Origin of the sequence: Bacillus sp. B2-WWTP-C-10-Post-4 (assembly GCF_009183805.1) — a bacterium.
GTDB classification, from domain to species: domain Bacteria; phylum Bacillota; class Bacilli; order Bacillales; family Bacillaceae_G; genus Bacillus_A; species Bacillus_A cereus.
This window is the reverse complement of sequence record NZ_WEII01000099.1, coordinates 1-13,545: the sequence shown is the minus strand read 5'-3', so window position 1 is coordinate 13,545 and position 13,545 is coordinate 1. Positions and strand designations below refer to the sequence as shown.

Genomic DNA, 13,545 nt, shown 5'->3' with positions numbered 1-13,545 from the left:
TTGCTAACCTACTAGATTGTGTCAACGAGAGAATGTCTACTATAAAAGATATTAAAATAAAGATGATGTAACATTCCGCTAAATTATATGGGGAAATAGAAAAACCACCCTTATATGAGTGGTTTTTAGTAATTATTTTTAGGTTATACATTTAAAATTAGGCTAAGTTATAGAAATAATAAACATTTAATACGTTGTTATTATTTTGGTTCTGGATAATGATTATAGTATGAGATTCTAATAAATTCTTGGTAGACATTTGTTAATTTGGCATCTCTAAGAGCATCGTTGAATTTTTGCATACGTACACTCCCTTGAGCGTAGCCTCCACCTGGAGTATAAGGGTTTCTAGCTTCAAAGTCATCCAAAAATACTTTTAATTTTTTATAGTCTTGAGATTGATAGAAAGCCACGGCCTCTTCAGGAGTGACATCAAAGTAAGAGGATGACGTTGAGTTATAAGAAGCTGCTTGAGCAGTAGGTGCCTCTAGCATAGTTGCAGCTCCACCGAACATAGTAAGCGCCATAGAAGATACAATAATTTTTTTAAACATAATAAAACCTCCATGTAGAATATTGGATTAATAGTAATCCTGTAATCATTATAGTTACAATAAAAATGATTATCAAATGCAATATTGCATAATATATCCCGTTATTTTTGGGCAGTAAGACTCCCGCCCAAAAATTCAATGAAAGCAAAGAAGTTAGGTGGGAATCGGACGGATTAAAGTTTCACTTTATTATTTGAACGAGAAGTCACCTTTATATTTAAATGGAGGAGTGTAATAGATTAAAAGAGGTGTATAAATTACTCAGGTTAACAAGAAAATGAAAAGGCTATTTTAAATAGGGGAAAGCTTAATAACTGGAGTAAAGGAATTGCTATTTATATATTTAACATACATATTTGTCTTTTAAATTGTAGGCGTGTTTTAGAATTTGTATATAGTAAATTCGTTAAAAAACTTGATAAATAATAAAATGTGTAAATTTTTTGACTATTTTATTAAAATTATTTAATATTTGTAATTTATTGTTTTATAATGATAATTGGGTCGATCGTGAATGTTTTAGATATTGCGATATATACTCGGATTAATTTATTCTAGGGAGGTTACAAAATTGGGTAAGAGAGTCATTATAAGAGTTTTTACATTATTATCAGTACTGGCATTATTCCTTAATGTATTTTTACCTAGGGCTAGTGCAGAGGTTATGACGCATGAGAAATATTCAATGGACTGGAGTTATAGTAATAGTCTAGGTAAGTACATTCGCACTGAAATGATTAAAAATTCAAGTGGTCAAATTGCTTATTGCTTAACCCTTGGATTAAAATCACCAAATGGTGAAGATCTTCCTGAAATGGGGAAAACAGATAATGTAGTATATAGAGTCTTATTAAATGGTTTCCCACAAAAAAGTGCTGAACAGCTGGGAGTAGCTAATAAAAATGAAGCGCATTATGCAACGCAACTTGCGGTTTGGAATGCATTAGGTCAACTCGATGTAAATGAATTAAAACATGAGAATAAAAATGTTGAAAAAGCAGCTAAGACAATTATCAATGCTGCTAATAATAGTGGGGATACGCAAGATATTTATATGAATGTTATCCCAGCTGAAAAACAAAAAGCAGAATTAAAGGGTGAATTCTTCGAAACGAATCTATATACAGTACAAACAAATGCTAAGGGTGGTTCTTATAAAGTAGTAGCGAAAAATGCACCTAATGGAGTTAGAATTGTTAGTGAAAATGGAGAAGTGAAAGATCAGCTTTCAGTTGGAGAAAAATTTCGTATCCAAATTCCTAAGAATACAAAAACGGGTGAATTTAATTTAAGTGTTGCTGCTAATTTAACTAAAGTTCAAGCAATTGCTTATCGTGGTACGGATACTGTTCAGAATGCTACAGTACTATTAGAGAGAAATGAAGAAAAGCTTAGTAGTGATCTTGCAGTAAATTGGGAAGCAGCTGGTTCTTTAAAAATTAAAAAGGTTGGAGAAAATGGAGAAGTTTTAGCTGGTGCAGTATTTGAGGTCTTTAATGCAAATAATGAATCAGTCGGAAAAATCACGACTGGTGCTGATGGTATGGCAGAATTAAACAACTTACCAATTGGTACTTACACATTAAAAGAAATTAAAGCACCAACAGGCTATGTTTCAGATGATAAACCACAAACTATTGAAGTTAAGACAGGGGAAACAGGAGCTGTCCAAATAGTAAATAACAAAGTAAAAGGTAACATCGAAATTAAAAAGCTTAGTGATTCAGGAAAGATTTTACCAAATGTTGAATTCACAGTCTTCACTGAAGATGGAAAAGAAGTGAAAAAAGTAGTAACAAAAGAAAATGGAATTGCAAACGTTGAAGATCTTACGTATGGTAAATATTATTTCTTAGAGACAAAAACACCTAATGGATATATTGGAAATAAAACAAAGTATCCTTTTGAAATTAAAGAGCACAATAAAACACTTACTTTTACAGTGGAAAATACCGAAGTGAAAGGTAGTGTAAAATTACTAAAAGTAGATAATGAAGATATTAGTAAAAAATTAGAAGGTGCAGCATTCGAGCTAAAAGATGCAAGTGGAAAAGTAGTTGGGGAATATAAGACAGATAAAAATGGTGAGATTAACGTCAAAGATTTAGCGTATGGTAAATATTCATTTGTAGAAAAGGCTTCTCCAAATGGTTACGTTCTTGTTAAAGAACCGATTATGTTCGAAATAAAGGAACATGGAAAGGTTATTGAGTTATTGGCAGTTAATCATCTTATCAAAGGTGATCTAGAAATTACAAAGGTAGATGTAGCTGATGGAAATAACAAGCTTCCAAATGCAGAATTTACGATTTATAACGAAGCAGGAAAAGAAGTAGTAAAAGGAAAAACAGACGATAAAGGAATCGCTAAATTTGAAAAGTTACCATTTGGAAAATACACATATAAAGAAACTGTTGCACCAAACGGTTATGTATTAAATGAAGAAACGTTTTCTTTTGAAATTAAAGAGAATGGTCAAATCATTAAACACGTTGTCAAAGATGAGAAGATTCCTTCAATTAAAACAACAGCATCTGATAAAAAAGATGGTACAAAAGAAATGCACACTTCTAAGTCTGTAACAATCCAAGATAAAGTGGAATTCAAAGACCTACAAGTAGGTAAAGAGTACACTTTAAAAGGTAAATTAATGGATAAAAAGACTAATAAACCATTCGTTGTAAATGGTAAAGAAGTAACAGCTGAAACGAAGTTTACACCAAAAGAAGCAAATGGTTCTATTACATTAGACTTCACATTTGATGCAACTGGTTTAGAAGAAAAAGAAGTAGTAGTATTTGAAGAGTTACTGAAAGACGGAAAAGTTGTTACGACACATGCTGATATCAATGATAAAGATCAAACAGTTAAGTTCGTTAAGCCATCAGTAAAAACAACTGCTACAAACAAAGCTGATGGTGGAAAAGAGATTCATTCAAAGGATTCTATCACAATCCAGGATAAAGTGGAGTACACTAACTTAGTTGTAGGTAAAGAGTACACTGTAAAAGGAAAATTAATGAACAAAGCTATTAACAAACCATTACTAATTGATGGTAAAGAAGTAACAGCTGAGACTAAATTTACTGCAAAAGAAAAGAACGGTTTTGTAACATTAGACTTTACTTTTGTTGGTGCTGAACAGCAAGGAAGAGAAGTAGTTGTGTTCGAAGACTTATTACATGAAGGGCAAGTAATTGTAACTCACGCTGATATTAACGATGTAGGTCAAACAGTTCGATTTGTAGAGCCTTCTATTAAAACGACAGCTACAAATAAAGCTGATGGTTCTAAAGAGTTAGACGCTTCTAAAACTGTAACAATCCAAGATAAAGTGGAATACAAAGACTTAATCGTGGGTAAAGAGTACGTAGTAAAAGGTAAACTAGTGGATAAAGCAACAAACAAGCCATTATTAGTTGATGGTAAAGAAGTAACAGTAGAATCTAAGTTTACTGCTAAAGAGAAAAATGGTTCTATCACACTAGATTTCACATTTAATGCTTCTGTATTACAAGGTAAAGAAGTAGTAGTATTTGAAGAACTGTATCAAGATAATATATTAGTAGCTATTCACGCTGAAATTGAAGATAAGGGACAAACAGTGAAATTTAAAGAGGGAAAATCGGAACAACCAAAACCAGAACAGCCAAATTCAGGTAAAAATACGCCAACACCAGAGCAACCTAACGAGCAAGTAAAAGAACAACCACAACTTAAGAAAGAAATTCAATCTAAAATTGGATGGTTACCGCAAACAGGTACTAATCTTACAAGTTGGATCTCTATGGCCACAGGAGCATTACTGTTAATTGTTGGTGGAGTGATTTTCTTAAAACGTAAAAATGCATAGAAATTAAAAAATAAGCACATCTGTTTTTATAACAAGATGTGCTTATTTTTATCATTTTAGCCAAGAAGACTCCTATATTTAAGCGTGAATGGCATTTAAAATAGCAACCATATTTTATAGGTAATTTTGAACAGTTAAAAGAAATATTACAGGAGGGTGAAAAGCAAGGAGTTTTTCATTTCTTCTCCATAAATCATACAATACATTGGATCACTTCTATTGTTTTATTTCCAAAGTTTAAAAAGTTTATTGATTTTTTAGGACCAAATGAAACGAATGATACAAATCATGAATGGATGCCAGAAAACTTAGTGGACAGGATTGTTACTGCATTAACAGATAAACCTAATGTGTAAATTATTCAGTGTTTATGAATTCTATTATTACTATTTAAAGCCTAATTTCTCAATGTATTGTAGAGAAATTAGGCTTTTTTTATCAATTCATTAAAGTTTTTATAATTCAAAGACTCAAGTTAATGATTATATTTTCAAGTATTCGTTTTGAGCTACATAGATATAGTTTTCGTTGCAACTGTTTGTTGAAATATTTTATCATGCTCAACAATAACCATTGTGGGATTAAATTGTTGAATAAGTTCTTCAATCTGCATACGGGAATAGATATCTATAAAATTTAGTGGTTCGTCCCATATATATATATGAGCTTTTTCACATAAACTTTTAGCGATAAGCAGTTTTTTCTTTTGTCCACCAGAATAATGAGATATATCTTTTTCAAATTGAATTCGGTCAAAGTCCATCTTACTTAGGATGGACTTAAATAAGGTTTCATCAATCTTGTGCTCTTCAATAAAGCCTGATAGCGATCCCTTCAAATGAGAAGTATCTTGTTGGACATAGGAAATGATGAGTCCTGTACCTAAAGTAACTAAGCCTGTATGCTGTATCGGATGTCCTAGAATTAGTTTTAGGATACTACTTTTTCCGCTCCCATTCGTTCCATCAAGTACAATTCGGTCACCTTGTTCAACTATGAAGCTAATCGGCTCATTCACAATTTGATCATTGTACTTAACGGATACGTCAACTAAAGTAACCAATTCATTTGATTTAAATTGCAATTGTTCCAATTTTAATGACTCAGTTTTTTCCACATTTTTTAGTAATTTTGATTTTTCCTCAATAGCTTTTTGTTGCCTTGATTCAAGGTTTTTTGCTCTTTTCATCATCTTGGCTGCTTTATGTCCTACAAATCCCTTATCCAACTTAGAGCCTGAATTCCTCGTTCCATTTTTTGAAGCTTCCACGTCATGAGACCAACTTGCTGAACGTTTGGAAGACTGTTTTAATCGCCCTATGTCTTTTTGTAGACGCTCATTTGTAGCCTTCTCGTGTTCTTGCTGTCTATCAAAATTTAACTTCCAAGAAGAATAGTTACCACTTTGAACTTCAATATTTGCTCTATTAATAGATAGGATATGGTCAACGCACCCATCTAAAAAGATTCTGTCATGTGAAATTAAAATAAATCCTTTTTTCTTCCTTAGATAATCGGAGACTATCTTTCGTGCATCTGTATCTAAGTGATTTGTTGGTTCATCAATTAATAGAAATTGACCCGCATTTAAAAACAGTGCAGCAAGCAACACTTTTGTTTGTTCCCCATTTGATAATGTTTTAAATGGTCTGTACATGACCTCAGCATCAACATTTAAATAGGATATCTCACGTAGAAGTTCCCAATCTGCAGCTTGGGGACAAATTTCTTCAAGGATTTCATGAGTGAATTTGTTCTTATCTGAAACAGAGTAGGGGAAGTAATTGAATTCTACTGAAGCAAGGATTTTCCCGCTATACTCATAATTCCCTAACAATAAATTAAAGAATGTCGTTTTACCTCGTCCGTTTCTACCAATAAATCCTAGCTTCCAATCCGTATCTATTTGGAAGTTTACACTTTCAAAAATATTATCAAAGCTACCTGGGTATGAAAAAGTTAAGTCTTGGACCTTTATCATTGACACAATAATTCCTCCTTTATATATCGAAACGTTTCATATAAAGTCGGAACATCCATCCATTTTTTAATTCCTCTATATAAGTTTGATGGATATTAACGACTTATATAGAGCATTACATGTGTAACAATAGTATCTGAAGTACTCATTTTTCTCGCTCCTTTATTTGTGAAGTACATTTAACAATTAGTAAGTTTCAACTAAGACAAACGGGAATAAAAAAATCCCCCAATTTGTAATCGGAAGGATTAGTCTTTCGTCTATACTTAATAAGTACTTATTAATCATTTGAATCATGACAAATAAAGTATGAACTGAATTTTAAAAATGGATAGACTAACCCTATATTTTGTAGTTTGAAGTTATAAAATTCAACTTAAAATATAAATTAGTTAATCATTATTCATCCATCATTCCTTTCATAATTCTATTTTTAGAGTAACATTCTTTTTAGGGAGATGCAATATTAGCTTCAATTTCATCTAATTCTAAATCATTTATAATTCTTTGAGTAAGGAGATAAAACTTTACCGCCCTTTTTATAAACATCACATTTTTGTTCAATAGGTCATGTCTTTTGTCCGTTAAAAAGGGAGGATATGAAATTGACATCAACTTTTTGTGTAACTATAATAGTTACAGTTGGTTTCGTAAACTAATTTGAATTTCTATTTTAATGATAGTATATTTTCATTCCTTTTTAAGTGTGACAGATAGCAACTATAATCCAATAGAGGAGTAGATTCTATCTCATATGTAAAGAGTAGATAAGTTGTACCCGCCAAATTTACGATGCTCAAATACTTGAAAAATTACATTTTTCAGCTTATCCTTTTTAGAATCCTCAGTATTGATAATTGTAAACATCTACAAAAAGTTAATAAGATTGTTGTGTGTAGAAAGAAATCTTTTAAAAAGGTCATAATATGGATAATAGGTAGCACACATTTTAATTAGTAGGACTTGTGCCACCATCAAGCCATTTTTTAATAAAAGTATAGAAAAATCAAGAAGGTGAATCCATTGCGTAAACATGTATATGTGCAATTTTATGTATTGATATTGGCTTTAATAACTTATATAAGCTTTTGCTTTATATTTTTATTTGTTTTTCCGAATCATTATTTCGTATCAGATTTTAATATCCGACTATCATCTTTAGTCGTTGAAACTACTGTATTTATCTCATTACTGTATTCTATATTATTCCAAAAAATTAAGTTAGGAGTATTCTGGGTTTGCATTACTATTGCAATAGGGTGTTTTTTGATAGGGAATTTCATATCCGCTTTTCAAGTACTTAATGTAGAATTACCAATACAAAATTTTAATATTTCTGATGTATTTCTACTGTTTTTCTTATTCTTCTTTCTTTTTGCGTTCTTTTATAAAATTATGATGGAATGTAACAAATGGGAGAAAGCGTATTTACTTTGTGATTTATGCATTGTTGTTACTGCTATTTTTACATTAGAGTGGTACCTATTTAATAAACCATCTGCAAATATTTTATTCTTATCAATTGGAGATGTTTTTCTCTCATTTATTTTTCCGATTATAGATTTATTGCTTCTATTACTTGGAGTTACACTGATCTTTCGACCTGCTATTTTCAATGCAAAAAGTAAATTGTTTATTTTTATCCTAGTATTAACTGGATTGGCTATTACGGACTATTTGTATTTTTACTTACAAGGTGATTTGTCAGAGCGTTCAGTTATATTTTTAAGGTGTTTGTATAGAGTTTTCCTATTATTTATCGCTATTGCTGCTACAATCCCAAAGAATACTTCTTCTAAAAGAAATTATTTTATTATTAATCCGACATTTGGAGAGAAACTTCTTGGTATATTCCCTTATCTTGCAGTTGCAGTCTTAATTGGCTTTACTTTGAAAGAGCAAACTTCTTCAGCTACATTAATTACGGGAAATTGTATTGCTTTTGTATTTGTACTGATTCGTCATACAATCGTACGAATGCAAAACAAAGAGTTAACTAAAACATTAAAAGTGTTTAATAATCAATTAGAACAAACAGTATCTCAAAGAACAAGGGATTTAATAAATAAATCTAATGATTTAGTAAAAAATCAAGAGAGATTTAAGTCATTATATGAGTATCATCCGGATCCTATTTTAACGATTGATTCAAACGGTATCGTATTAAATATAAACCAGGCTGGAAGTATGTTATTAGGAAAAGAAAGTGCTGCATTGATAGGGAAAGAGTGCTTCTCTATTTTTTTAGATGAAGATAAATCTGAATTGGAAGCAGCTATAAAGAAAGGGAAACGATGTAGTTCATCTTCACTACAGTTACGTGTGAAAAATAACAATGAGAAGGATATACTCTTTTGGTATGTCACTATAGTTCCTATTATGATAGAAGGACAAACCTTTGGGAGCTATGTAATGGTAAAAGACATAACAAGGATGAAACAACAACAGGAAGAGATAAATTACCTTGCATTCCATGATACGGTGACGGAGATTGGAAATCGTATATTCTTCCAACAAGAATTAGATAGATCTATTAAGCGTGCACAAAAAACACAGGATAAGTTTGGGCTCCTGTATATTGATTTAAATCGCTTTAAGACTATTAATGATACATTGGGTCATTCGATTGGTGACAAGGTTTTAAAAGAAGTTGCCAAACGTTTTAGGACATGTCTGTCACCGACTATTCCTCTAGCAAGAATAGGTGGTGATGAGTTTGCGATCATTGTCCATAACCAAACAGAGCAACAGCTATTGGATTTGTGTAAAACTCTATTTCGTATAACTGAAGAACCATTTGTAGTAAATCAGCATAGTTTTTACTTATCTCTTAGTATAGGAATAGCAGTGTATCCATTTGGAGGAATAAATACTACTACACTTTTACAACACGCTGATATCGCTATGTATAGCGCAAAGGAAAAAGGTAACAATGCTGTTTGTATGTATGACGAGACATTATCTCAAAAAGTAACTCGTCGATTACGATTAGAACAGGATTTACCAAATGCAATTGAAAATAATGAGTTGTTTTTATTGTATCAACCACAAATTGATAGTAAGGCAGGTAAGGTTATTGGTGCAGAGGCTTTAATACGTTGGCAACATCCAGAGCTTGGGCTGATTTCTCCTTTTGAGTTTATACCTATCGCAGAAGAAACGGCGCAGATTATTTCAATTGGGAAGTGGACGTTACAGAAAGCGTGTCAACAACTGAAAGAATGGCATTCTGCGGGCTTTTCAAATCTAAAGATGGGGATAAATTTATCAGCTATAGAGTTTGAACAGAAAGATTTTGTTCAAACCATTATATCTACCATAGAAGAGATAGGAGTACCTGCTAATTCGATTGATTTGGAATTAACAGAGCGAATAGCAATGGTAGATGAAAAGGAAACCTTATCGAAGTTAAAAGCATTAAAATCATATGGTGTACATTTATCAATTGACGATTTTGGTACAGGTTATTCTTCATTAGCGTATCTGCCTCTTTATCCAATTGATACTTTGAAAATTCCAAGAGAATTTGTTAATAGGATTGGAACTTCTACTGATGGAGATGAAATTATACAAACCATTATTTCACTTGCTCATACTTTAAACATGAAAGTGATAGCAGAAGGGGTAGAAACGAAGGAACAATTAACAGTGTTACAACGTAATGCATGTTATCTAATTCAGGGCTATTACTACAGTAAACCTGTAAATGAAGATGAATTTATTGGTTTTTTAAGTACAATACAAAATGAATAAGTGAAAAATCAGTATATGTATGAAATAAAGTGAAAAGACGATCTATCCATATGGATTTGAACGTCTTTTCATTTTATTTTCAGTAGTTATGCAGCAAGGTTTCAGCCTTTGAAAGTAAAATAAGTATCTATATTCCTTGTATTTAGGGCTAATGGGATATGAGGTGAAAGTTGCTTCTTGTGAAACCGCATTAGGGACAGCTCGTATATTCTTAAAGCAATTTGAAAAAGCGGAAGAACATTTCAATCGTTCCATTGACCTTTTGCAAAAACATAATGAAGAAAAATTGATTTTAATAGTAAGGCATAATCTAGGACTATTATATGCAACTCAAAATTTATCTAAATTAGCAATTCGTCATTTATCAGAAGTCACAGAGAAGAATATTGCCCATTTTAAAGCAGTGTTCTTACAAGCGCGTGAACACTATAAGCTAAGAAAAACAAATATTGTAAAAGAACTTATTGAAAAAGGATTAGCAGTTTGTATGGAATTAGGAAATGAAGAGTATGTATATCATTTCAATATTTTACGTTCTCTTAATGAAGATGAAGCAATTAAACTCCTAGAAGAAGTGAAAAAAGTATTTCTTACTTCGAAAAGCAAGGTTTATGGGATTTCGTAGAAGAATATGCAGATCTAAAAAAGGAAGAAATTATACAATAATCACATGCTATCATTTTTAATAGCTAATTAACAAAAGGACTCCAATTATGGAGTCCCTTTGTTAATGGGATAATGCTTTAGTTTATCTAATTATAACAATATTTGTAAAAAGTGTAAAGGGGTCCTAGTTTGGAGGGGGAATTATTTAATCTTTTTTATTTAATAAAGGGATGATATTTAGTTATCTGCGCTTCTTAATTATGTTTTTTATCACAATTTGAAGTAAATTTCAGTTAATCTTATTTATTTTATAGGAATTATAAGTTATACTAAAAGTAGGTGCAAAATGTACCATTTGAAAAAGAGTGCATTGCAAAAAGGAATCCGTAAAGGATTCCTTTTTTGTTTCTTTTAAAATGAAGCAACGTTCTAATTATCTCTTTCTTTTTTTATGAATGAACTACCAATGTATAAATTTAAAAGGTATTTTTGGAAAATTGCCATATTCCTGTAACAAAACAAAGGTATGTTATGTGTGTTAAATATAAAGAGAAAGAAGGAAAAGTTGTGAAAAAAGTTTTGCCAATTGTTGCGTTATTAGGCATGATGAGTTTTGGAGTACAGGAAATGAATGTAAGAGCTGATACATACCACAAGGGCGATTCAAAAATTAGTTTTTGGGATTCGAAAAGAAAGGGTACTAATTTCATGAATAGTACGTCATTACCTGAAAACTATAAAAGTGCAAAAGAAGCTAATATTGAATATGTACGTTTAGCACCTGATAAATGGGCAAAAGATAAAGATTTTCTATTTGAGGATAAACCAGATACTTCTGGAAAGGATTTTCTGATAGGTAATGCAGATAACTATCGGGGATTAGTAAAGGAAGATCTAAAAAAATTAAAGGCGGATTTAGATGCCGCACAATCACAAGGAATGAAAGTCGTTCTTACAATGTTATCCTTACCTGGTGATCGATGGCGCCAATTTAATAATAATAAGAATGACGACAGAATATGGGAAGAAGAGAAGTATCAAGAACAAGCAAGTCAATTTTGGAAGGACCTCGCTCTGGAACTAAAAGATCACCCCGCGGTGGTTGGTTATAATATTATAAATGAACCACATCCAGAAACAGCTAAAAATAATAGATATAATGATTTTTGGACGGAAGATTACGAGAAATGGTATGCAAAAGTAAAAGGAACGACAGCTGATTTAAACAGATTTTATGAAAAGGTGATTAACTCCATTCGTGAAGTGGACAAAGAAACACCGATTATTTTAGATTCAGGTTTATATGCTACTCCATGGGCCTTTAAATATTTAAAACCAGTAGAGGATAAAAAAACACTATACGCATTTCATATGTATGAACCATATGAATTAACGAGCCAAGGTGAAAAACAAAACAAGGAATATCAATATCCAGGATTAGTAAAAGTAGGGGATTTAGAGAAACCTGTAATGTGGAATAGACAGGGATTAGAGAAGTTTTTGAAGCCAATTCAACAATGGTCTAAGAAAAATCATGTACCATCTAATCGAATTATTGCAGAGGAGTTTGGAATTAACCGTACTGTTCCAGGTGCTACCCAATACATGCAAGATCTTATTTCTATCTTTAACCAAAAAGGATGGCATAAATCATTCTATGCATTCCGTGAAGACACATGGACAGGGATGAATTATGAATTGGGAACAGAAAAAATAAAATGGGATGAAGAGGGTAAACCGATGCGTCAAGATAATTCACTCTGGGATGTAATAAAAAAAGATTTACAAACGCGTAAATAGTTTAGAATATTAGGTTTAAGGACTAAATATAAGCATCTAATTCAAATAGAATTAGATGCTTTTTATTTCGAAAAAAGGTGGAGTTGAATTAAAGGTTCCATCTTTTCTTTTGCATAAAGAGTACCAATCAGGTTTATTTACAACGAAAAATAAGATTTTTAGAGAATAGTTTAGAAAAAACTGTGGAGGTTTAAACAAATGTGGTCACAATTGTTTAAACCTTTAAAGTAAAATGGAAGTTGGACAGTTGCTATACAGGCAGCAAATTTACAATATGTTTCGGCTGAGCCTTCGGGAAATGTAATAGCAAATCGTAATGCATGGGAGAAATTCGAATTAATTCCGACTGGGGAATTATATACGTACGCTTTAAAAGCTAAAAGTAATGGGAAGTATGTTTCGTTTGAGCCAAATGGTAGAGTAGTAGCAGATCGTACATCAATTGGTGCATGGGAAAAGTTTATCTTATATAATGGTGGAGACAATAGGATATATGTATTACAAGCACTAAGTAATGGTAGATATATATCAGCAAATGGTGGTAGAGAATTAACAGCTACTAGTTATGTAGTTGGAAGCTGGGAAAGATTTGTTATTGTATACTTCTAAACTTTGAAGTGTTATATATCTAAATGATAATGGCATGTTTAGTTGGTATAAATACCTAATACAATAAAGTTTTAAGCATGTAATACAAGTGTATATTAACGTGTAAAAGGGCTGCAAATAATTAGCAGTCCTTTTTGCATGGACTTACTGAGGTTATAATGAGAAGAAAAAGAACCCTATAGGGTTCTTTTTCAAGGCATATTAACAGTAAGGAGAATCATGAAATGCTACTTCAAATCTTTATTAGGGGAAAGATTTTGAAAAAGCTTAACATGTATTTATTTTTACATAAATGTAAGATGTAGTAAATTGATAATGTTTATACTTACTATTACTAATATTCAATTAAGATAGTTAATACTATTTATATAGTGTTAACTGGTGTATAG

General features: G+C 31.5%; 6 protein-coding genes and 2 pseudogenes. 6 read left to right on the top strand and 2 right to left on the bottom strand.

Annotated elements, in window-relative coordinates:
• Positions 1-200: 200 nt before the first annotated feature.
• On the bottom strand, positions 201-554 hold the full coding sequence (locus GBN78_RS24405) for a hypothetical protein (RefSeq protein ID WP_000473483.1): 354 nt from the start codon (positions 552-554) through the stop codon (positions 201-203).
• A gap of 571 nt (positions 555-1,125) precedes the next feature.
• On the opposite strand from GBN78_RS24405, the gene GBN78_RS24400 reads away from it, so the two are divergent.
• Both GBN78_RS24400 and GBN78_RS24395 read left to right on the top strand, forming a co-directional pair.
• Positions 1,126-4,407 (top strand): VaFE repeat-containing surface-anchored protein, encoded by a 3,282-nt coding sequence (locus tag GBN78_RS24400; protein ID WP_100619780.1) that lies wholly within the window; start codon positions 1,126-1,128, stop codon positions 4,405-4,407.
• A 104-nt stretch (positions 4,408-4,511) separates the two neighbouring features.
• Positions 4,512-4,763 (top strand): annotated as a pseudogene (locus GBN78_RS24395) (TetR/AcrR family transcriptional regulator); the annotation flags it as partial.
• A 152-nt stretch (positions 4,764-4,915) separates the two neighbouring features.
• Here GBN78_RS24395 and GBN78_RS24390 read toward each other — a convergent pair.
• Complete coding sequence (locus GBN78_RS24390) at positions 4,916-6,394, bottom strand: Lsa family ABC-F type ribosomal protection protein (protein ID WP_000061795.1); 1,479 nt, start codon at positions 6,392-6,394, stop codon at positions 4,916-4,918.
• Between the two features lie 1,017 nt (positions 6,395-7,411).
• Between GBN78_RS24390 and GBN78_RS24385 the strand changes: the two genes are divergently transcribed.
• From GBN78_RS24385 to GBN78_RS24370, 4 genes and pseudogenes are all read left to right on the top strand, one after another.
• Entirely contained in the window at positions 7,412-10,141 is a 2,730-nt protein-coding gene (locus tag GBN78_RS24385) for a sensor domain-containing protein (protein ID WP_001225599.1), read from the top strand.
• A gap of 151 nt (positions 10,142-10,292) precedes the next feature.
• Positions 10,293-10,766 carry a tetratricopeptide repeat protein gene (locus GBN78_RS24380; protein ID WP_002026151.1) on the top strand — a complete coding sequence of 158 codons (474 nt, stop codon included), beginning with the start codon at positions 10,293-10,295 and terminating at the stop codon, positions 10,764-10,766.
• A gap of 512 nt (positions 10,767-11,278) precedes the next feature.
• Positions 11,279-12,547, top strand: coding sequence for a glycoside hydrolase family 5 protein (locus GBN78_RS24375; RefSeq protein ID WP_152127788.1), 1,269 nt, complete (start codon positions 11,279-11,281; stop codon positions 12,545-12,547).
• A gap of 231 nt (positions 12,548-12,778) precedes the next feature.
• A pseudogene (locus tag GBN78_RS24370) lies at positions 12,779-13,156 on the top strand (fascin domain-containing protein); the annotation flags it as partial.
• Between the last annotated feature and the right edge of the window lie 389 nt (positions 13,157-13,545).

What these genes read in the sequence shown, in the direction of transcription:
- GBN78_RS24405 (WP_000473483.1), bottom strand. Translation starts at nt 554, where the DNA reads ATGTTTAAAAAAATTATTGTATCTTCTATGGCGCTTACTATGTTCGGT.
- GBN78_RS24380 (WP_002026151.1), top strand. Translation starts at nt 10,293, where the DNA reads ATGGGATATGAGGTGAAAGTTGCTTCTTGTGAAACCGCATTAGGGACA.
- GBN78_RS24375 (WP_152127788.1), top strand. Translation starts at nt 11,279, where the DNA reads ATGTGTGTTAAATATAAAGAGAAAGAAGGAAAAGTTGTGAAAAAAGTT.